This window comes from Arthrobacter sp. B1805, assembly GCF_002929745.1.
Lineage (GTDB): Bacteria > Actinomycetota > Actinomycetes > Actinomycetales > Micrococcaceae > Arthrobacter_D.
In genome coordinates, this window is sequence record NZ_PJIQ01000009.1 from 65,687 (window position 1) to 85,170 (window position 19,484).

A 19,484-nucleotide genomic window follows, 5' to 3' on the forward strand; every position below is an offset into this window, starting at 1 on the left:
ATGGCAGATCCGGCCCGCGCCGCGCGGCTCGCGCAGCGCATCAAAGTCATCGTCGCCGAGGCGCTTCGGCGTCGCGTGAAGGACCCCCGGCTGGAAGCCGTCACCATCACGGATGCCCGCGTCACCAACGACCTGCAGCACGCAACGCTGTACTACACGGTGCTGGGCGATCCCGAGGAGCAGCAGGCAACGCGGATGGCGCTCGAGTCCGCACGCGGTGTGCTGCGTTCCGAGGTGGGCAAGAACATCACGGCCCGGCTGACACCCACCCTCGAGTTCGTTCCCGACGAGGTGCCGGTCAACGCCAGCCACCTCGAGGAGTTGCTGCAGAAGGCGCGCGAGCGCGACGCCGAAGTGGCAGCGATCGCGCAGGGCGCAGACTTCGCCGGCGATGCGGACCCGTACCGCACGTCCGACGACGACGACGCAGAGCGGTAGTCCTCCCACAGGTACTCCGCGAAAGGCAGTCGGCCTCCCGGTCGGCTGCCTTTTTGCGTCCCCTTCGGCGGTGTCAGGAGCGGGGTGGCGCGGGAAGTCGGGAGAGCCCCTCGACGAGCTCGTCCGTCCGACCGCAGAGCGCTATCCGGACCCAGCCCTCGCCCATGGATCCGAAAGCGGTGCCCGGTGCGAGGGCGACTCCCCGCTCCGAGAGGAACGTCCTCGTCCAGGTGCGGACGTCGCCACCCGTCGTGAATGAGAGGTCGGCCCACAGGTAGAACGCACCAGAGGCGTCCAGATAGTCGATGCCCAGTGAGTCCAGGACGGACGTGGCCGCATCCCGATTCGAGCGGTAGTGCTCGAGCGCCGTGGAGACGTAGTCCTGCGGGCCCGTCAATGCCGCGAGGCCTGCGTACTGCGACGGCGCGGAGACGCAGGACACGGTCGCTTCCATGACGTTGCTGAGGAGCGGTTCCATCCCGGGCGGCGTGACGAGGGCGCCGATGCGGAGCCCTGTGAGTCCGTAGGTCTTGGAGAGCGTGAGTGACGTGATGACGCGGGCTTCCCGTGCCTGGGGAACGGCCTCCGGACCGCCGGCATCGAATCGTGCGGGACTGACGTGCGGCACGTCGTAGGTGAAGGCTTCGTAGCACTCGTCGGAGACGATCCAGAGATCCTGCTCGTGCGCGAACCGGACGAGCTCGCGCGTCAGCTCGTGGTCGAACACCGAGCCGAGGGGGTTCGACGGCGAGTTGAGCATGAGTACCTTCGTCCGCTCCGTCACGAGGTTCCGCAGGTCCTCGATCCGCGGTTGGAAGCCGTGCTGCGGGACCAGCGGATAGAAGACGGGCACGCCGCCGAGCAGGCCGACCGTCATGGTGAAGGTGGGGTATCCCGGATCGGGGACCAGCACCTCGTCACCGACCCCGATGAGGGTGCTGAGCGCCAAGTGGAGGCCTTGTTGCGCTCCGGCGACGACGAAGACTCGCGACGGGTCGTCGTCGACTCCCGACCGGCGCGAGAACCGCTCGGAGAACGCGGCTCGGACGGGAGCGATGCCGGCATTGGGTGTGTAGTTGGTGTCATCCCGGTCCAGAGCGGCCATCGCCGCCTCCAGCACATGCCGCGCAACGGGGAAAGCCGGCTCGCCGATGCTCAGGACGATGGCATCGGGAGTAGCCCAGGCCGCTTGCGTGATCTCACGGATCTGGTTGACCGGGACATTGACCACATGGGACGGAGTGGAGGGCATACGCAGGATGGTATCGCGGGGCAACGGACACGACTGCTCGCATCGCGCACTCGCCGGGGGCGTGCCCGATCAGCAGGACCGGCCGCCCGGTGACAGCGGCGCCAATCGCTTCCCACCACCGTACGGTCCGTCGCAGGGAAGCCGCACAGCGGCCCATATACTGGGAGGCGTGAATTCCGGGCAGGTCCACTCAGGGCTGATCATCGTGGACAAGCCTCAGGGCTGGACCAGTCATGACGTCGTGGGGCGTATGCGCCGACTGGCTGGAACGCGGAAGGTCGGTCACGCGGGAACCCTCGACCCGATGGCAACCGGGGTCCTGGTGGTCGGCATCAACCGAGCGACGCGGCTGCTCACCTTCATCGTCGGTACCTCGAAGACGTACACGGCCACCATCCGTCTGGGGCAGTCCACCGTGACGGACGATGCCGAGGGTGAGGTCACGGGCGGCAGCATCGCCGCTGCGGTGACCGAACAGGAGATCCGCACGGCAGTAGGCGCTCTGACCGGTGAGATCCAGCAGGTTCCGAGCAGCGTCAGCGCCATCAAGGTCAAAGGGGAACGGTCCTACGCCCGTGTCCGCTCGGGGGAGGAGGTGGTCCTGCCGGCGCGCCCTGTCACCATCCATCGATTCGAGGTCCATGCCATACGCCGGATCAGCAACGGGCGGCTACAGGACATCGATGTCACGGTCGAGTGCAGTTCGGGCACGTACATCCGTGCCCTCGCGCGCGACCTCGGAAATGCTCTCGGCGTCGGGGGGCATTTGACAGCCTTGCGCCGGACACAGGTGGGACCGTACTCGATCGATCAGGCCCGCACTCTGGAGGAGCTCGCCGACAGCCTCGACGTACTGTCGCTCGACGAGGCCGGGCGGGCGCTCTTTCCGGTCAGGGAACTCTCGGACGCCGAAGCGGCCGATGTCTCCCATGGCAGGAAGATCGGACCGAGTCCCGAGCCGAACGTACCCGTCGCTGCATTCGCGCCGGACGGAACCCTGGTGGCTCTGCTCGAGAACCGGGGCGGAGCAGCGCGGACATCGTTGGTCTTCGCTCCGGGAGGCAAGGAATAGCCCATGGATCCGTTCTTCCTCGTCGGGGCCCTGGTGTGCGCCCTTTGCGCCGTCCTCTGCATCGGCGCTGCACTCCTGCGCCAGCCGCCCAATGACATCACCATCCTCTCCACGGCCGCCGTCGAACTCTTCCTGATCGCATACGCGGTGGGTGCGCTGATCCGCCAGGTGATGGGCGAGCCCGTGCTGGGGGAAGCGTGGGAGTTCTGGGGATACCTCCTGACCGCGCTGGTGGTACCCATCGGCGCTTTCTGGTGGTCGATCCTCGAGAAGACGCGCTGGAGCAACTTCGTCCTCGCCGCCGCGGGGCTGACCGTGTTCGTCATGCTCTTCCGGATGGAGCAGATCTGGGATGGGGTGGCTGGCCTGTGAAGGACCGACGGGATGACCTACCTGAACGGGGAGCGCGCGGCGGTAGCTCGAGCGCGGCTGTCGGATCGGGCGAGCAGAGCCGAGCCACGGGTCCCGGGCGTCTGCTGATCGCGGTCTACGGAGTCTTCGCGCTGGCGGCGACGGCGCGCGCCGCCTTCCAGATCTCTACGAAGTTCGACGAGGCGCCCCTGGCCTATCTCCTCTCGGCGGTAGCCGCCGTGGTCTACATCGTCGCGACCGTCTCCCTCGCCCGGGCCGGGTCGCGTGCATACATCGTGTCCGTCGTAGCGGTCACCATAGAACTGGTGGGTGTCATCGCCGTGGGCCTGCTGAGTATCCTCGATGCGCAGGCCTTTCCCAGCGAGACCGTCTGGTCCGCTTTCGGCCGGGGATACGGATTCGTCCCGCTCATCCTGCCGATCCTCGGCCTGGCCTGGTTGCGCAGGAACAGGCCGGAGCGTGCCCAGGGCTGAAGTGCAGGGTCCCTCGCCCCGCAGGTGGGTGCTCCTGCCGATGCCGGCCGTCGGCGCGCGGTGACAGTCACCCCCGATTTTGGACCCCGTCGCCCACACGCTCCGTGAGAGTATGGCGCTAGAGCACCGATTCAGCCTGCCCCAGGAGCGACATGACCAGTAACAGCCCCGAGCACGACAACTCCTCATCCACGGGCCCCGACAGGCCGTCCGGGGCCGACGGACTCCGCCCCGACCGCGCGGGTGCGGCAGGCGGCCTCGGTCGGGTCCACTCGGACCCCTCGGGGGCTGAGCGCCCGACATCATCGCCGTCCGAGGCGCCGAAGGCGCCTCGGACGGAGGGAGCCACCCCGGGTGGCACTGCAACCGGCGCGGGAATCACCACGACCGACACCACGAAGGGCAAGGGCAAGGGTAAGACGGCCGGCAGGAACGCAACCTCCGGTGGCGACTGGAATGTGTTTCGCACCGTCGTCGTCCTGGTGGGCCTTGTCATCGCCGGGTTCGGCGCCTATTACCTGATCCTGGGTACGGCCGGATTGCCGGACACGGAAGCCACTCCGGTCAATCCGACCCTGGAGAACCAGTTCCGGTTCTTCTCCGCGATGATGATCGGTGTAGGTGCCGCCTTCATCACCATCGCGATCAAGTTCCAGTGGGCGAACATGCTCTGGCTGGTGTGCCTCATGGTCTTCGTCGGCGGCATCGGGCGGGTCCTGTCGTGGGCTTTCTCGGGTACGCCCAACTACGTTCTGATCATCCTGATGGTTGTCGAGCTCGCGTTCCCTCCAGCTCTGCTCGTCTGGCACAAATACATCGCCAAGACGAGCGATCTACGCAGGGAGTTCGCGCAGCGCAACTAGCGGACTGTGCGCCGGCGAGCGGCGATACTCAGCCCCACGCCGAGGCCGAGTGCTATCAGGGCGCTCCCTGCCATCGTCGCCGCACTGACGCCGGTTCGGGCGAGCTGCTGCTCACGTCCGGGCGACGCGTCCGCCTGGGCCGGTGCGGGAGCAGGGACGTGCTCGACGGGTGGTCCGCCGTCCGGCACGGGGGCCGGTGCAGGCGGCTCCTCCACACAGACCGTCTCGTCAGGGATGCCGAAGGCGGAGACGAATGGCTCCTCGGTGCTGCTTCCGCTGAACGACGCGACGACGGTATAGCACCCAGGGGCTTCCAGAGGGCCGAAGTTCTCGGACGTGACAGTTCCGTTGGCCGCTGGGACGTCGGTGTGGGAGTGAACCGGTGCGTCGCCAGGGACGCTCGGTGACTCCGCAGGCATACCGGCGAGCGGACCGTACATCGTCAGCCGCACAAGGTCGCCGTCGTCAGCCGTATCGAAGCCCTCGGCGGCGACGGTGTCGTGCACGACCGCTCCGAGAGGAGCCGATGACTGTGAGAGCGTGGTCGTCAGTCTCGGTTGCCATGGCACCAGCGTTGTCTCGAGGGGCAGACCGAATGGACCCGACCACGCCTGGATCAGTGGTGCCGCCTGAGCGGGTCGCGCGCTCCTCGGATCGATGCTCTCCGTCCATACGTAGAAACCAGCCGACGGCACGGTGACCGGGGGCGTCTGATAGCTGCCCGCGCCCGACACTCTCGTGGTCACGGTCCCGATCGAGGGAGTACCGGCTGGGACTGTCGGACTCTCGGCCGGCGCGGAGGGCAACGGACCCCACAGTGTCGAGACCACGTCGAGTTCCACGGCCTCTCCGGATGCAGGATCGATGAGCCACTGACCCGGGGAGGCTACCGATACATCCAGCAGGTCGTGGACGGGGGTGCCGGGAGAAGTTCTCGCGATGGAGGTACTAGTCGTGACTTCGGGCGCGAAGGCGCGCTGGAACGGAAGGTCGACGGAAGCGGTGGTGTCAGCCGACACGGGTGCGACCACGAGCCTCTGGACGTCGGGTTCGCGCGGCGCGAGCCAGGCGGCGTTCGTCGCCGGAACGGAGGAGGCTGTGATCGTGACGCGAGCGCCCCCGAAGCCCGTGGGGCGAACGTCGAGGACGTGCGGATCGATTCCGCTCGTCCAGGCCGAGGTCGTCGAGCCGTCCACGAAGCTGGCGCCCGATGCCACAGCCTCCAGGCGCAGACCAGGCCGTGGGGTGCCGTCGGCCGAGAGGATCGTCGCACTCACCCGTCCACCGACACCCACCGGGATGAAGGACGCCGAGATGCTGTAGGGGCCGGCCTCCGCCCGGGCTTGCTCGACCATGGCCCGGGCACGGCTTGCCACAGCGAGCGCGAGTTCCTGGTCGCGGATGAAGTTATCCATGGACGGCGTGTCCCACCCCATCCCGGTGGCCGTCAGGGACCAGACCGCGAGCTGGACCGAGGCAGCCTCCTCGTTGTCCGCGGTGGCGCCCCAGCGACCCAACACGAAGGCGAGCGTCGAGTTGTCCTCAGCGCTGAGAGTGGTCCCGTCACTCCGGACGAAGGGACCGGCGTTTCCATCGGTGTATCCCGATGCATGGTCGGGAGAGAACCGTTCGAAGTCGGTGCAGTAGGCGATCAGGCCTTCCGCGTTCCGGTGCTGCCCCACGAAGTAACCTGTCCCTGCCACGCCCGCGCCGGTGTGCCACCCGCCGGAGACCGGCCCAGCCACAGCCGGCGCTACACCAGCCAGGCCGAGCAGGAGGGCGAGAAGCAGCGCTAGCATATGGCCGACCGCCGCACGCCGACGCCCGCGAACGGCCTGTGGAATCCGCCGGCCGACGCTGAAGGGATGCTGTCCGCGGTGTTGCCCGCGACGACCGGAGTGACGCGCACCGCGGTGAGATGCATGCTCCGGGGGCCAGTGCGAGGCAAGGTGCGAGGGTTCATGCGAGGGTTCGTGTGCGGGAACGCGCTGGGCGGATTGCAGGGTGCTCATGGGCTACTACCGTTCGGGTCATGGGTATCGGGCTCCTCCGATGCTGGTTGCAGGCGCGTCAGAATCGATCGCCGCTGAGGCGTATGTGGACAACCGAGCACGATCGCGACGGGCGCCTGGTTGTGCAGGGGCAGTGGAGGCCTTGGAAGTACGGGCAGGGGCCGTGCGGATGGCGTCGACAGTGGCGCTTTCGGCCATAATGGGAGCGGCGATCAGTCCGCCGGGCTACATCCGAGGCCGCGGGGATCGGCCGAATCGCGAAGGAGATGCGTGTTCTACTGGAGAGACGTGGCCAGTGTGCCCAGGGATTTCGGGCCCTCCGTCCTCACCCTCGGTAACTTCGACGGCGTCCATCGAGGCCACCAGCGCGTCCTGCAGCAGGTCGTCGAGGCAGCGCGCGATCGCTCCGCCGCCGCCGTCGTCGTATCGTTCGATCCACACCCCGCACAGGTCCATCGGCCCGAGTCCGCTCCGGAACTGATCATGGGTCTCGACGACCGCGTGGAGACCCTTGCCGAGACCGGCATCGACGCGCTCCTGATGATGCACTACACCCTCGACCTCGCCTCCAACTCGCCGGAAGAATTCGTCGAGCGGGTGTTCGTCGAGGCACTGAAGGCGAAAGCCGTGGTGATCGGGCACGATGTCCGGTTCGGTAGCGGCAACAGCGGGGACCTCGAGACGATGCGCGGACTCGGGCGCAAACTCGGCTTCGAGGTCATCGCGATCGATGACTTCGGCGCAAGCTACCCGAAGGACGCCACCGATGCGGACGGCGATCGTAGGTGCTCGTCGACATGGGTGCGGGAAGCCCTGGAGGCCGGCGACGTGGGAACAGCCGCACGTGTGCTCGGCCGACACCACCGCATGCGGGGCGAGGTGGTGCACGGCGCCGCGCGCGGGCGCGAACTCGGCTATCCGACCGCGAACCTCGCTTCCTCCTCGCAGGGATTCATCCCCGCCGACGGCATCTACGCGGGCTGGCTGATCGATGAGGCCGGAACGAGGTGGCCGGCAGCCATCTCCGTCGGATCGAATCCGACGTTCGAGGGCGTTGATCGGCAGGTAGAGGCCCACGTCATCAACCGGCCCCCGGAGCGGGTCCAGGACTTCGACCTCTACGGCCAGGCCGTCGTCGTGGAATTCGTCGATCGCCTGAGGGGTCAGGTTGCCTACACCGGCCCGGAGGCACTGATCCACCAGATGGAACGCGACGTCGACCGGGCGCGGGACCTGCTTTCGACAGAACAACAGCCCAGACGCTAAACTTGGATCAGATCCGGCTGCAGTCCGTGGTGGCTGGATTTTTCTGTGTCGTCGTGCAAACGACGCTCAGCACATGTTCACGGTACAACTCTAGGAGTTACTCGTGGCCCTTGACGCCGCCATCAAGCAGGAAATCATCAAAGAATACGCTCTTGCCGAAGGTGACACCGGTTCACCCGAGGTGCAGATCGCGATGCTTTCCCGCCGCATCCTCGACCTGACCGAGCACCTGAAGATGCACAAGCACGACCACCACACGCGCCGTGGCCTGCTTCTTCTCGTCGGTCGCCGCCGTCGCCTGCTGGACTACCTGCGGGACACCGACATCACGCGCTACCGGTCGCTCATCGAGCGCCTGGGTCTGCGTCGATAAGTAGCATCGGAAGGCGGCATCCTCTCCCTGGGAGAGGGAGCCGCCTTCTTGCTAGAGGTACGGACCGGCCGATCGCCGGAGCGTGCCGCCGGCAGGGTCCGGCACGATGGGTGAGGCGGAGAGTCTTCCGCCTGATCGACCCGCACGACCAGCACGACCAGACAGCATAGAAGTACCCAACGCACAACAGGAGTCAATCGGCGCCGCGCATTCGCGGTCCTCGGTAGTGGTCTCCGGAGCGAGGCGAAAGCCGTTCCGTGGATCTCGATCGAAGACCGGGTGCTGTGGGCCGCCCATGAGGGGCGGAGCCACGACGGGTGCCGATTGCCTCCGATACCAGGAAACGGAGGTGACTCTCTTGGAGGGTCCCGAAATTCAGTTCGCCGAAGCAGTGATCGACAACGGTCGCTTCGGAACACGCACAGTCCGCTTCGAGACCGGACGCCTCGCGCAGCAGGCCGCCGGTTCGGCGATGGTCTACATCGACGAGGACACCGCTCTTCTCTCGGCCACGACGGCCGGCAAGCACCCGCGTGAAGGTTTCGACTTCTTCCCGCTCACCGTCGACGTCGAAGAGCGCATGTACGCCGCAGGGCGCATCCCGGGCTCGTTCTTCCGCCGCGAGGGCCGTCCCTCCACCGAGGCGATCCTCGCGTGCCGCCTCATGGACCGCCCGCTGCGCCCCGCCTTCGTGAAGGGCCTGCGCAACGAGGTCCAGGTCGTCGTGACGGTGCTCGCGATCAACCCCGACGTCCGGTACGACGTCGTGGCGATCAACGCCGCGTCGATGTCCACCCAGCTGTCCGGCCTGCCCTTCTCGGGACCGATCGGTGGCGTCCGCGTCGCCCTCGTCTCCGACGGCAGCGGCAACGACCAGTGGATCGCCTTCCCGAAGCACTCCGAGCTCGAGAACTCGGTCTTCGACATGGTGGTCGCCGGCCGTATCGCAGGCGACGACGTCGCCATCATGATGGTCGAGGCCGAGGCCACCGACAACTCGTGGACCCTGATCAAGGAGAACGGCGCGACCGCGCCGACCGAGGAAGTCGTCGCCGACGGGCTCGAGGCCGCCAAGCCGTTCATCCGTGCGCTGTGCGAGGCGCAGGCTGATCTCGCCTCGCGTGCCGCGAAGCCGACCGTCGAGTTCCCCGTGTTCCTCGACTACCAGGACGACGTCTACGCGGCTGTCGAGTCCGCCGGAGCCGAGAAGCTCGCGCAGGTCTTCCAGATCGCCGACAAGCAGGAGCGCAATAACGCTACCGACGCGCTGAAGGCCGAGCTGATCGACTCCCTCGGGGCTCAGTTCGAAGGCCGCGGCAACGAACTCTCCGCTGCCTTCCGCTCGCTCACGAAGGCTGTCGTCCGCCAGCGCATCCTCAAGGACCAGGTCCGTATCGACGGCCGCGGACTGAGTGACATCCGCAAGCTGACGGCAGAGGTCGAGGTCCTGCCGCGCGTGCACGGTTCGGCGATCTTCGAGCGCGGCGAGACCCAGATCATGGGTGTCACCACGCTGAACATGCTGAAGATGGAACAGCAGATCGACTCGCTGTCTCCCGTCACGCGCAAGCGCTACATGCACAACTACAACTTCCCGCCCTACTCCACCGGTGAGACCGGCCGCGTCGGTTCGCCGAAGCGCCGCGAGATCGGCCACGGAGCACTGGCAGAGCGCGCACTCGTGCCCGTCCTGCCCACGCGCGAGGAGTTCCCCTACGCGATCCGCCAGGTCTCCGAGGCGCTCAGCTCCAACGGCTCGACGTCGATGGGCTCGGTCTGCGCATCGACGCTGTCGCTGCTCAACGCCGGTGTCCCCCTCCGTGCACCGGTCGCCGGTATCGCCATGGGCCTCGTGTCCGACGTCGTCGACGGACAGACGCGCTACGCCGCCCTGACCGATATCCTCGGCGCCGAAGACGCCTTCGGCGACATGGACTTCAAGGTCGCCGGGACGTCGGAGTTCGTCACGGCCATCCAGCTGGACACCAAGCTCGACGGCATCCCTGCGTCGGTGCTCGCCGCCGCGCTCAAGCAGGCCCGCGAAGCACGCCTGCACATCCTCGGTGTCCTGCAGGCCGCGATCGATACCCCGGACGAGCTCTCCGAGTTCGCGCCGAGGATCATCTCGGTCAAGATCCCAGTGGACAAGATCGGTGAGGTCATCGGCCCCAAGGGCAAGATGATCAACCAGATCCAGGAGGACACGGGAGCCGACATCTCGATCGAGGACGACGGCACCGTGCTGATCGGTGCCACGAACGGTGAGTCTGCCGAGGCCGCGCGTGCAGCGGTCAACGCCATCGCGAACCCCCAGGTCCCGGAGATCGGGGAGCGCTACCTGGGCACGATCGTCAAGACCACGACCTTCGGCGCCTTCGTCTCCCTGACCCCGGGCAAGGACGGACTGCTGCACATCTCGGAGCTGCGTAAGCTCGCCGGCGGCAAGCGTGTCGACAACGTCGACGAGGTCGTGTCCGTGGGACAGAAGGTCCAGGTCGAGATCACGAAGATCGACGACCGCGGAAAGCTCTCGCTCTCGCCGGTCGTCGCCGAGGAGGAGTCCTCCGAGGACGCCGGCATCGAACTGCCCGAGGTCAGCGAGGGTGCCGACAGCTAGTCTGTCGGTCCGCTCCTCCTGAGCACCTGCGGCCCCGGCGCGTACCGATCGAATCGGTCGGCGCCGGGGCCGTCTGCCTTTTTCGAACCACCAGAAAGACCAGGATGCCCCTGTCCTCCGTAGTGTCCCTGCCCCTGCTGCCGACGCCCCAAGAAGGCGACGGCCCCGACCCCACCTTCGTGGCCGGCGATCCCGGTGGCAACGTCGTACGGCGCAGTGTCCTGCCAGGCGGAGTCCGGGTGCTGACCGAGGCCATGCCGGGCCAGCGGTCGGCGACCATCGGTTTCTGGGTGGGGGTCGGGTCCCGCGATGAGGCCGAGGGCCAGCACGGGTCCACCCACTTCCTCGAGCATCTGCTGTTCAAGGGCACCGAACGGCGCAGCGCGATGGACATCGCGTCGGCCTTCGACGAGGTCGGCGGCGAATCGAACGCGGCGACCGCCAAGGAGAACACCTGTTACTACGCGCGGGTGCTCGACTCCGACCTGCCGATGGCGATCGACGTCATCGCGGACATGGTGACGTCGGCCGTGCTCGACCCCGAGGAGCTCGAGCAGGAGCGGGACGTCATCCTCGAGGAGATCGCGATGGACAGCGACGACCCCGCCGACGTCGCACACGAGAGGTTCGTCGAGCTGGTCCTGGGGGACCATCCGCTCGGCCGACCCATCGGCGGCACGCCGGAGGCCATCCGGGCGGTGCCTCGGGATTCGGTCCTCGCGCACTATCGGCGTTACTACACGCCTGCGGAGCTTGTCGTGACCGCTGCGGGCGGACTCGACCACGACGTCGTCTGCCGCCTCGTGCAGGAGGCGCTGGAGACAGCGGGCTGGCAGCTCGACGAAGGAGCCCTCCCGGTACCGCGCCGTTCGACGGCCGAGGCGCCGGTGCAGGGCGCCACGGGCGTGCACGTGATCCGTCGGGCCGTCGAGCAGTCGAACATCCTGATCGGATGCCCGTCCCTCACGGCAACTGACGAGCGCCGGTTCGCCATGAGTGTGCTCAATGCGGTCCTCGGCGGTGGCATGTCATCAAGGCTCTTCCAAGAGATCCGCGAGAAACGGGGGCTCGTGTATTCCACCTACTCCTTCTCGGCGGCCTACGCGGACGCGGGGTACTTCGGTATGTATGCCGGATGCTCGCCCGCGAAGACGGGTCAGGTCATCGAACTGCTCGGCGCGGAACTCGATCGCCTCGCAGCGGACGGGATCGACGCCGACGAACTCCGAAAGGCCGTCGGACAGCTCTCCGGCGGGCTGGTCATGGCGCTCGAGGACAGCAGCTCCCGCATGTCCCGGCTCGGCCGGTCGGAGCTGGTCTCGGGAGAGTTCATCGACATGGACGCCTCGCTCGACCGGATCCGGTCCGTCACCGTCCAGGACGTGCAGGCGCTGGCACGGGAACTGGCCGCCGCGCCGCGCACGACCGTCGTCGTCGGGCCGTTCGACACTGAGGCGGATTTCGCACGCTAGGCGCGCGCCGTCCGGCGCAGATTGCTCGCGCGGCCCCGCGCGTACCCGACCCGGAGCGGGAGGACTGCCGGGCGGGTGCCCCAGCGGCCGGCCCTAGCCACCGGCGAACGGCGGCAGGATGTCCAGTACGTCCCCGTCGTGCAGCACGGTTGCAGGGTCGCGCAGTGCGACCTCGTTCAGCAGGAAGCTGCTGCGACCCAGGACCTTCGACAGGGACGGCGCGCCGGCAACGGCTGGACGCTCGCGGAGCTCGTCCAGCACGACCGTGAGTGAACGACCGCCCGCCAGGCGCTCCTCGTCGACGCCCGCAGCAGCTTTGGCCGCTCCGAAGAACCTCACCAGCACCTCAGCCACCGATAGCGCTCATCGATCGGTCGGGCTGCACGAAACCGTCGGCACCGAGGCCCGTGCGGTCCATGCCGTGGGCCTTCGGCTTGAGCCACATCGCGTCGCGCCAGCGTTGAGCGACGGCCTCGTCGTCCGCATCGGAGCGCAGGAGGTCCCGCAGGTCCGTCTCCTCACGCGAGAAGAGGCAGCTCATCACCTTGCCCTCGGCCGTCACGCGCGTACGGCGGCAGTCGGCGCAGAACGGTTCCGTGACCGACGCGATGATTCCCACGGTTCCGAGGACGACGTCGGGAGCGTCCTTCGCGCGGACCTCCCACCGCTCCGCCGGCGCGCCGTCGCGGTTGCGCGGGTCAGGTGTGAGGACGAACCGGGACTCGACAAGGGCCCGCATCTCAGCGGCCGTCACCATGCCCGCCTTCGTCCAGCCGTGATCCGCGTCGAGGGGCATCTGCTCGATGAACCGGAGCTCGAAGCCACGTGCCACGGCCCACTCCACGAGGTCCGGTGCCTCGTGGTCGTTGATGCCACGCATCAGCACGGCATTGATCTTGACCAGGCCCAAGCCGGCATGAGCCGCGGCCTCGATGCCTTTCAGGACCCGGTCCAGGAACGGGCGGCGCGTCAGTTGCGCGAACGTCTCCGGGTGCAGGGAGTCCATCGAGACGTTGATGCGGGTCAGCCCCGCTTCCTTCAGCTGCACGGCGCGGCGGTCCAGACCCAGGGCGTTGGTCGTCATCGAGATGGGCAGGTCCGGGTGGTTACTCCGGATGTCACGGATGATCTCGAGCAGGTCCGCTCGAACGAGCGGTTCGCCACCAGTCAGTCGAAGCTCCCGGACCCCGAGCAGGTCGACGCCGATCCGGACCAGGCGGACAATCTCTGTGCGTGAGAGTACCTGCTCCTTCTGCAGCCAGTTGAGGCCCTCGGCGGGCATGCAATAGGTGCAGCGCAGGTTGCATTTGTCCGTCAGGGACAGGCGCATGTCCGTGGCCTGCCTCCCGTGGGAATCCACGAGACCAGGGGCCGTGGCCCCGCGGGCGTTGCCCGGCATTCCGAGTTGGATTCCCATGCATCGAGGGTACGCCCTCTGCCGGTTCCGCCCCTACCCGGCGGAAGAGCATGGCGCAGCTGTCAATCGCGGTCCGGGTCGGGTAGGGGTGGGCCGCGTGCAGGGGAACTGCAGCCGGTCCGCGGTCGTGTAACGGAGGAAACCTGACCGGTAACGCGCCGTCGGGCCCGACGGGGAGGCGACAATGATTCGACGGCGGACCTGGGCGCTGGCGTGCGGGGTCCTCGCGGTGGGCCTGGGTGTCATCAGCGGGGAACTCGCAGCCGCTGCCCTGAGCCCGTCCGTCACGCCCGTCAGCGCGGTCGGTTCCTCCGTGATCGACGTCCTGCCGCCCGGTGTCAAGGACTGGGCGATCGCGTTGTTCGGAACTGCCGACAAGACGGTCTTCCTGATCACGATCGCCGTCCTCATCACGCTCGTTGCCCTCGCGACCGGTGTCCTCGAGTACCGCCGGAGATTCGCCGGACGCGCGGTCATCGCAGGGTTCGGCGTCCTCGGTGCCGTCGCGGTGGCATCGCGCCCGCAATCCTCCCTCGTGTCGCTCGTGGCGCCGGTCGTTGCGGCCATCGTGGCGATCCTCGTCCTCGACGCGCTCGTGCGGGCGCTTCGAACATGGTCATGGGAATCCGATCAGCGGCGATCGGGCGCAGCGCCTGCGCGACGCCGGTTCCTGCAGGGTGCGGGTGGTGCTGCCGTCGTCGCAGCGGCCACCGGAGTGGCAGCGACCGGTGTGCGGTCGTCCCAGTCGACGGTCGCGCAGCAGCGATCGACGATCGAGCTCCCCACTCCTACGGTGACAGCCGCCCCGCTGCCGCCCGAGGGGTCCTTCATCCCCGAGGGTGCGGACCTCGGGGTCCCCGGCATCAGCGACCTGGTGACGGCGAACGACGATTTCTACCGGATAGACACTGCCCTCGTGGTGCCAGTCATCGATGCGTCGACGTGGTCCCTCAGAGTGACAGGACTGGTGGACCGCGAGGTCGAGATCACCTTCGACGAACTGCTCGCGCTGCCACTCGTCGAGCGCTACGTCACGCTGGCGTGCGTCTCCAACACGGTGGGTGGGGACCTCACGGGCAATGCCCGCTGGCTGGGTCTCCCCGTGCGGCTGCTCCTGGCCCGCGCCGGTGTTCGACCCGAAGCGGACATGGTGCTGTCCCGAAGCGTCGACGGCTTCACCGCAGGCACGCCGCTGGAGGCACTGACCGACGAACGGGACTCTCTCCTCGCGGTGGGCATGAACGGCGAGCCGCTGCCCGTCGAACACGGGTTCCCCGTACGGCTCGTTGTTCCCGGACTCTACGGATTCGTCTCCGCGACGAAGTGGGTGAGCGAGCTCAGGGTGACGCGCTTCACGGATGACAAGGCGTACTGGTCCACGCGCGGCTGGTCCGAGCGAGGCCCCGTCAAGACGTCCTCCCGCATCGACGTGCCGCGCACCAACGCGAGCGTCCCGGCGGGCGACGTCGTCGTCGGGGGAGTCGCCTGGGCGCAGCACAGGGGAATCGAGGCGGTCGAGGTGAGGGTCGACGGCGGCGCCTGGCAGCGCGCGGAGCTCGCCAGGCCCATCTCCGCCGATACCTGGTGCCAGTACCGCGCCACCCTGCAGCTCGGTTCCGGTACCCACACCGTCCAGTCGCGGGCGATCGACGCGGAGGGCGGGCTGCAGTCGGATACCTTCGTCGACCCCGCGCCTGACGGCGCGGAGGGACTCCACACGGTAACGTTCACGGTGACCTAGACCACCTGCTGGTCCTTCTGTCCTCCGCGCGGCGACCGGGGCACGCCACCCGGGACACTCAGGGGCGCGGAGGGCGCGGAGGTGCCGGCAAACGCGCGAGAGGCAGTGATGAGAAGAACCGTCGCCGAACACCAGGCCGCCGTCGCCGGGCTGCTGCGCTGGAGTAGCGGGTACGGCGGCACTGAGCCGGAGAACCTTGCGATCTCCGATGGCCTGGGGCGAACGCTGGCCGAGGACGTGCGCGCGCCGGTGGCCCTGCCGCCCTTCGACAACTCACAGATGGACGGCTACGCCGTGCATGCGGACGATCTCGCTGTTCCCTCCTCGCTGGTCGTGGCCGAGGCGATACCCGCGGGGTCGGTGCCGCTCGCCCTCGAGGCCGGAACGGCGGCGCCGATCATGACGGGAGCGATGCTGCCGCCGGGGGCGGCCGCCGTCGTGCCCATCGAGAGGGTCGACCCGCCGCAGTTCTATTCCGCTGCGGAGCGGGCACGCGGCGAAGCGACCGTTTGGCTTCCCGGCGGCATCGACGACGGCCTCTACGTCCGCCGCGCCGGGAGCGACATCGCCGAGGGAGAGGTCGCAGTGCAGGCGGGCACCCTGCTCGGGCCCGCACAGCTGGGACTCCTGGCGGCATGTGGCGTCGGAACGGTCCTTGTCCGCCCGCGCTTCCGCGTGCTGCTGCTCTCGACCGGTGACGAGGTCGCCGAACCCGGAACCCCTCTCGCACCCGGGACCATCTACGACGCCAACACCACGTTGCTCGAGGCATCGCTGCGTGACGCCGGCGTCGAGGTCACGCGCCACCGGCTCCTCGGGGACGACCCCGCCGTTCTCCGGGAAGCCCTCGGAGCCATCACGGCAACCAGCACGCACCTCGTCCTCAGTACCGGAGGCATCAGCCAGGGTGCCTACGAGGTGGTCAAGCAGGCCCTGGCGAACAGCAGCGTCCAGTTCTCGTCCGTCGCCCTGCAACCCGGCGGGCCCCAGGCTCACGGCACCATATCCGGCGTCCCCTTCCTCGGTTTCCCGGGCAATCCGGTCAGCGCCTTCGTCTCCTTCGAGATGTTCCTCCGCCCCGCCCTCCACCAGCTCACGGGCGTTCCGGCCCGGCGCCCGGTTCTGGACGCAGTCCTCGTCGACGCCGTCGAGAGCCCCGAAGCGAAGCACCAGGTACGGCGCGGCCTGTACCGGGACGGCAAGGTTGCGCTGGTGGGCGGTCCCGACTCGCATCTCCTCCACGCCCTCGCCGGCTCCAACTGCCTCGTCCACCTTCCCGTCGGCGTCGCGGCCCTGAGCGCTGGGGCGCAGGTCGAGGTGACACTCTTCGGGCCGGTGCCCGCGGATCCGTTCACGATCGAGGACGTGCTCGTGACGGAGGAGGACGACGCCGATGGACGCTGACGGAACGACTGCTGGAACGACTGCCCCAGGAAGGACCGCATCATGACCACGCCGACACCCCAGCCCGAGGGGCTGTCCCACGTCAGGGCCGACGGCACCGCCCACATGGTCGACGTCTCGGGCAAACAGGCGACGACGCGGCAGGCCGTCGCGGAAGCGACCCTGGAGACCACGCCGGAGGTCGTGGCGCTCATCACCGAGGCGAACCTGCCGAAGGGTGACGCCCTCGCCGTCGCCCGCATCGCGGGCATCATGGGAGCGAAGCAGACGTCCACCCTGATCCCGCTGTGCCATCCGTTGCCGTTGTCGAAGGTCACAGTGGACTTCGAGAGCGACGGCGGGCACGTGCGGGTCGTCGCAGCCGTCAAGACGACTGCGCTCACCGGCGTCGAGATGGAGGCGCTGACAGCAGCGTCCATCGCGGCCCTGACCCTGTACGACATGATCAAGGCCGTGGACAAGCACGCGGTGATCAACTGCACGCGCGTGGTGTCCAAGTCCGGCGGGAAGAGCGGAGACTGGACGATATGACATCCCTTCGCACCGCGGCCGTGGTCATCGCGTCGACCCGCGCCGCAGCCGGAACCTACGAGGACGAATGCGGCCCGGCCATCGCCGAGTGGCTCTACCAGCACGGGTTCGCCGTCGCGGATGCAGTCGTCGTGCCGGACGGGGTCGCCGTCGGGTCGGCGCTCGGTGCCGCCCTCGAAGCGCGGCCCGCGGTCCTCATCACGAGTGGCGGAACAGGATTGAGTCCCGATGATGCGACGCCGGAGCAGACCGCCCCCTACCTGACGCGCAGCCTTCCCGGCATTATGGAGGCCATCCGCCACGCCGGTTCGGAGAAGGTCCCGACGGCGGTCCTCAGCCGAGGTCTCGCGGGGACGGCAGGATCGACCTTCGTCATCAACCTCCCGGGGTCTCCCGGGGGAGTGCGGGACGGCCTCGCCGTGCTCTCACCGCTCATCGACCACATCTGCTCCCAATTGGAGGGCCACAATGACCACCGGTGAAGTCGTCCACGCGGCCGTCGCGGACACCCCGATCACGCCCGAGGAAGCGCACGCCGGCGTCGACTCGCCACAGTGCGGGGCGATCGTCGGCTTCAGCGGCGTGGTGAGGAACCACGACGGCGGTCGCGACGTCACGTCCCTGAGCTACTCGGCCCATCCGAGTGCCGAGCGGATCATCCGCGAGGTCGCCGAGGAGATCGCCGCGCGGCACGACGGCGTCCGGATCTGGGTGGCCCACCGCGTCGGACCGCTCGCCATCGGCGATCAGGCGCTGGTTGCCGCCGTCGGTGCCGCCCACCGCGGAGAGGCGTTCCGTGCCTGCTCGGACCTCGTCGATCTGGTCAAGGAACGCGTGCCCATCTGGAAGGAGCAGTTCTTCACCGACGGTTCGGTGGAATGGGTGGGCGCGGGAGCCTGACAGTAGGCTGGAGCCCATGACTGAACTACTGCCCGTGGCCGTACTGGGAGCCCGGGGACGCATGGGTGCGGAGGCCGTCCGGGCCGTCGAGGCGGCGGCGGATCTGGAGCTCGTCGCAGCCCTCGGCAGCAGCGATCCGCTCGAGTCCCTCGTGTCCGCCGGCGCCCGGGTCGTCGTCGACCTGACCGTTCCTGATGCGACGGTCGGCAACGTCAGCTTCGCCGTCGAGCACGGTATGCACGCCGTCGTCGGGACGACGGGCTGGTCCGGCGAGCGGCTCACGCGCCTCCGGTCCCTGCTGGCGGACAGTCCCGGAACGGGAGTGCTGATCGCGCCGAATTTCGCGCTGGGTTCCGTTCTCGCAACCGCCTTCGCCGCCTCGGCGGCGCGCTACTTCGAATCAGTCGAGATCGTCGAACTGCACCACCCCGACAAGGTGGACGCGCCGTCGGGGACGGCCGTGAGGACGGCCCAGCTGATCTCCGCTTCCCGGTCCGCAGCGGGTGTTCCGGCTGCTCCCGACGCCACCAGGGACCAGCTCGACGGGGCGCGCGGCGCGGTCGTGGACGGCGTGCCCGTGCACTCGGTCCGGCTTCGGGGACTCACTGCCCACCAGGAGGTCCTGCTGGGCAGTCCGGGGGAGCAGCTCACCATCCGGCACGACTCCTTCGACAGGGCCTCCTTCATGCCCGGCGTCCTCCTCGGAATCCGCTCCGTAGCTCAGCACCCCGGACTGACGGTCGGTTTGGACGGGTACCTGGACCTCTCGGCCGGAAACGCCTGATGCAGCCCGTCCTCGCGATCTACCGCAAGCACAGGGTGAAGCTGGGCGTCCTGCTGGTCACGGCGCTCCTGGTCTTCTGGCTTGCGGTCGCTTTCCAGCGGAGCTTCCTCCTGCTCGGTGATCCGGAGCCGGTTGCGAAGGCGATCGGCGCCGGGTACCTGCTGCTGCCCTGCATCGGCGCCTGGGCGCTCATCCGCGAACTGCTCTTCGGCGCGCAGACGGAGCGGATGGCACGCCAGCTGGACGGCGAGGGCGGACTCCCGGTGGACGACCTGCCGAGAACCCCCTCGGGCCGCATCGTCCGTTCCGCGGCCGATGAGGCCTTCCCCGCCTATCAGGCCGAGGTCGAGGCCGACCCGGAGAACTGGCGCAGCTGGTTCCGGCTCTCCTGTGCATATGACGCGGCGGGCGACCGCAAGCGGGCGCGGCACGCGATGCGCGCTGCAGGCAGACTGCATCGACAGCACGGCGCAGGCGGGTCCCGCCAGCGCCCGTGA

20 protein-coding genes are annotated in these 19,484 nt (G+C 68.3%); 16 read left to right on the plus strand and 4 right to left on the minus strand.

The window, feature by feature from the left end; translation table 11 throughout:
• Entirely contained in the window at nucleotides 1-438 is a 438-nt protein-coding gene (gene rbfA, locus CXQ96_RS11570) for a 30S ribosome-binding factor RbfA (RefSeq protein WP_104118205.1), read from the plus strand.
• 73 nt (nucleotides 439-511) lie between these two features.
• Here rbfA and CXQ96_RS11575 read toward each other — a convergent pair whose 3' ends face one another.
• On the minus strand, nucleotides 512-1,690 hold the full coding sequence (locus tag CXQ96_RS11575) for a pyridoxal phosphate-dependent aminotransferase (protein ID WP_104118206.1): 1,179 nt from the start codon (nucleotides 1,688-1,690) through the stop codon (nucleotides 512-514).
• 169 nt (nucleotides 1,691-1,859) lie between these two features.
• On the opposite strand from CXQ96_RS11575, the gene truB reads away from it, so the two are divergent.
• From truB to CXQ96_RS11595, 4 genes are all read left to right on the plus strand, one after another.
• Nucleotides 1,860-2,762: a tRNA pseudouridine(55) synthase TruB gene (truB, locus tag CXQ96_RS11580; RefSeq protein ID WP_258059072.1), complete on the plus strand. Its 903-nt coding sequence runs from the start codon at nucleotides 1,860-1,862 to the stop codon at nucleotides 2,760-2,762.
• A gap of 3 nt (nucleotides 2,763-2,765) precedes the next feature.
• Nucleotides 2,766-3,134, plus strand: coding sequence for a hypothetical protein (locus CXQ96_RS11585; protein WP_104118208.1), 369 nt, complete (start codon nucleotides 2,766-2,768; stop codon nucleotides 3,132-3,134).
• 101 nt (nucleotides 3,135-3,235) lie between these two features.
• The gene (locus tag CXQ96_RS11590) at nucleotides 3,236-3,607 is read left to right on the plus strand and encodes a hypothetical protein (RefSeq protein WP_258059083.1); all 372 of its coding nucleotides are present in this window, start codon (nucleotides 3,236-3,238) and stop codon (nucleotides 3,605-3,607) included.
• A gap of 152 nt (nucleotides 3,608-3,759) precedes the next feature.
• Nucleotides 3,760-4,470 carry a DUF4345 domain-containing protein gene (locus CXQ96_RS11595; RefSeq protein ID WP_104118210.1) on the plus strand — a complete coding sequence of 237 codons (711 nt, stop codon included), beginning with the start codon at nucleotides 3,760-3,762 and terminating at the stop codon, nucleotides 4,468-4,470.
• Here CXQ96_RS11595 and CXQ96_RS11600 read toward each other — a convergent pair.
• Entirely contained in the window at nucleotides 4,467-6,269 is a 1,803-nt protein-coding gene (locus CXQ96_RS11600) for a hypothetical protein (RefSeq protein WP_104118211.1), read from the minus strand. The genes CXQ96_RS11595 and CXQ96_RS11600 overlap by 4 nt on opposite strands.
• A 483-nt stretch (nucleotides 6,270-6,752) precedes the next feature.
• On the opposite strand from CXQ96_RS11600, the gene CXQ96_RS11605 reads away from it, so the two are divergent.
• From CXQ96_RS11605 to CXQ96_RS11620, 4 genes are all read left to right on the plus strand, one after another.
• Nucleotides 6,753-7,748, plus strand: a complete 996-nt coding sequence (locus CXQ96_RS11605) for a bifunctional riboflavin kinase/FAD synthetase (RefSeq protein WP_104118212.1) — start codon at nucleotides 6,753-6,755, stop codon at nucleotides 7,746-7,748.
• Between the two features lie 103 nt (nucleotides 7,749-7,851).
• Entirely contained in the window at nucleotides 7,852-8,121 is a 270-nt protein-coding gene (rpsO, locus tag CXQ96_RS11610) for a 30S ribosomal protein S15 (protein ID WP_087072138.1), read from the plus strand.
• A 358-nt stretch (nucleotides 8,122-8,479) separates the two neighbouring features.
• Nucleotides 8,480-10,738 (plus strand): polyribonucleotide nucleotidyltransferase, encoded by a 2,259-nt coding sequence (locus CXQ96_RS11615; RefSeq protein ID WP_104118274.1) that lies wholly within the window; start codon nucleotides 8,480-8,482, stop codon nucleotides 10,736-10,738.
• Between the two features lie 104 nt (nucleotides 10,739-10,842).
• Nucleotides 10,843-12,210, plus strand: coding sequence for a pitrilysin family protein (locus CXQ96_RS11620; protein ID WP_104118213.1), 1,368 nt, complete (start codon nucleotides 10,843-10,845; stop codon nucleotides 12,208-12,210).
• A gap of 93 nt (nucleotides 12,211-12,303) precedes the next feature.
• Here the strand turns inward: CXQ96_RS11620 and CXQ96_RS11625 are convergent, their stop codons facing one another.
• Nucleotides 12,304-12,555 carry a MoaD/ThiS family protein gene (locus CXQ96_RS11625; protein ID WP_104118275.1) on the minus strand — a complete coding sequence of 84 codons (252 nt, stop codon included), beginning with the start codon at nucleotides 12,553-12,555 and terminating at the stop codon, nucleotides 12,304-12,306.
• Between the two features lies 1 nt (nucleotide 12,556).
• Nucleotides 12,557-13,627 (minus strand): GTP 3',8-cyclase MoaA, encoded by a 1,071-nt coding sequence (moaA, locus tag CXQ96_RS11630; RefSeq protein WP_104118214.1) that lies wholly within the window; start codon nucleotides 13,625-13,627, stop codon nucleotides 12,557-12,559.
• 184 nt (nucleotides 13,628-13,811) lie between these two features.
• On the opposite strand from moaA, the gene CXQ96_RS11635 reads away from it, so the two are divergent.
• From CXQ96_RS11635 to CXQ96_RS11665, 7 genes are all read left to right on the plus strand, one after another.
• Nucleotides 13,812-15,368 (plus strand): molybdopterin-dependent oxidoreductase, encoded by a 1,557-nt coding sequence (locus tag CXQ96_RS11635; protein WP_104118215.1) that lies wholly within the window; start codon nucleotides 13,812-13,814, stop codon nucleotides 15,366-15,368.
• Between the two features lie 108 nt (nucleotides 15,369-15,476).
• Complete coding sequence (glp, locus tag CXQ96_RS11640; RefSeq protein WP_104118216.1) at nucleotides 15,477-16,772, plus strand: gephyrin-like molybdotransferase Glp; 1,296 nt, start codon at nucleotides 15,477-15,479, stop codon at nucleotides 16,770-16,772.
• A 42-nt stretch (nucleotides 16,773-16,814) separates the two neighbouring features.
• Nucleotides 16,815-17,303 carry a cyclic pyranopterin monophosphate synthase MoaC gene (moaC, locus tag CXQ96_RS11645; RefSeq protein WP_104118217.1) on the plus strand — a complete coding sequence of 163 codons (489 nt, stop codon included), beginning with the start codon at nucleotides 16,815-16,817 and terminating at the stop codon, nucleotides 17,301-17,303.
• Nucleotides 17,300-17,785, plus strand: a complete 486-nt coding sequence (locus CXQ96_RS11650) for a molybdenum cofactor biosynthesis protein B (protein WP_104118218.1) — start codon at nucleotides 17,300-17,302, stop codon at nucleotides 17,783-17,785. The genes moaC and CXQ96_RS11650 overlap by 4 nt, the downstream gene beginning before the upstream one ends.
• Entirely contained in the window at nucleotides 17,772-18,203 is a 432-nt protein-coding gene (locus tag CXQ96_RS11655; protein ID WP_104118219.1) for a molybdenum cofactor biosynthesis protein MoaE, read from the plus strand. Before CXQ96_RS11650 ends, CXQ96_RS11655 begins: the two co-directional genes overlap by 14 nt.
• Before the next feature lie 16 nt (nucleotides 18,204-18,219).
• Nucleotides 18,220-18,987 carry a 4-hydroxy-tetrahydrodipicolinate reductase gene (gene dapB, locus CXQ96_RS11660; RefSeq protein ID WP_104118220.1) on the plus strand — a complete coding sequence of 256 codons (768 nt, stop codon included), beginning with the start codon at nucleotides 18,220-18,222 and terminating at the stop codon, nucleotides 18,985-18,987.
• Nucleotides 18,987-19,484 carry a hypothetical protein gene (locus CXQ96_RS11665; RefSeq protein WP_104118221.1) on the plus strand — a complete coding sequence of 166 codons (498 nt, stop codon included), beginning with the start codon at nucleotides 18,987-18,989 and terminating at the stop codon, nucleotides 19,482-19,484. The genes dapB and CXQ96_RS11665 overlap by 1 nt, the downstream gene beginning before the upstream one ends.

Excerpts from the sequence above, each read along its gene's own strand:
- rbfA (WP_104118205.1), top strand. The coding sequence starts at position 1 with ATGGCAGATCCGGCCCGCGCCGCGCGGCTCGCGCAGCGCATCAAAGTC.
- CXQ96_RS11575 (WP_104118206.1), bottom strand. The coding sequence starts at position 1,690 with ATGCCCTCCACTCCGTCCCATGTGGTCAATGTCCCGGTCAACCAGATC.
- CXQ96_RS11585 (WP_104118208.1), top strand. The coding sequence starts at position 2,766 with ATGGATCCGTTCTTCCTCGTCGGGGCCCTGGTGTGCGCCCTTTGCGCC.
- CXQ96_RS11595 (WP_104118210.1), top strand. The coding sequence starts at position 3,760 with ATGACCAGTAACAGCCCCGAGCACGACAACTCCTCATCCACGGGCCCC.
- CXQ96_RS11600 (WP_104118211.1), bottom strand. The coding sequence starts at position 6,269 with ATGCTAGCGCTGCTTCTCGCCCTCCTGCTCGGCCTGGCTGGTGTAGCG.
- CXQ96_RS11620 (WP_104118213.1), top strand. The coding sequence starts at position 10,843 with ATGCCCCTGTCCTCCGTAGTGTCCCTGCCCCTGCTGCCGACGCCCCAA.
- moaA (WP_104118214.1), bottom strand. The coding sequence starts at position 13,627 with ATGGGAATCCAACTCGGAATGCCGGGCAACGCCCGCGGGGCCACGGCC.
- CXQ96_RS11635 (WP_104118215.1), top strand. The coding sequence starts at position 13,812 with ATGATTCGACGGCGGACCTGGGCGCTGGCGTGCGGGGTCCTCGCGGTG.
- glp (WP_104118216.1), top strand. The coding sequence starts at position 15,477 with ATGAGAAGAACCGTCGCCGAACACCAGGCCGCCGTCGCCGGGCTGCTG.
- moaC (WP_104118217.1), top strand. The coding sequence starts at position 16,815 with ATGACCACGCCGACACCCCAGCCCGAGGGGCTGTCCCACGTCAGGGCC.
- CXQ96_RS11650 (WP_104118218.1), top strand. The coding sequence starts at position 17,300 with ATGACATCCCTTCGCACCGCGGCCGTGGTCATCGCGTCGACCCGCGCC.
- CXQ96_RS11655 (WP_104118219.1), top strand. The coding sequence starts at position 17,772 with ATGACCACCGGTGAAGTCGTCCACGCGGCCGTCGCGGACACCCCGATC.
- dapB (WP_104118220.1), top strand. The coding sequence starts at position 18,220 with ATGACTGAACTACTGCCCGTGGCCGTACTGGGAGCCCGGGGACGCATG.
- CXQ96_RS11665 (WP_104118221.1), top strand. The coding sequence starts at position 18,987 with ATGCAGCCCGTCCTCGCGATCTACCGCAAGCACAGGGTGAAGCTGGGC.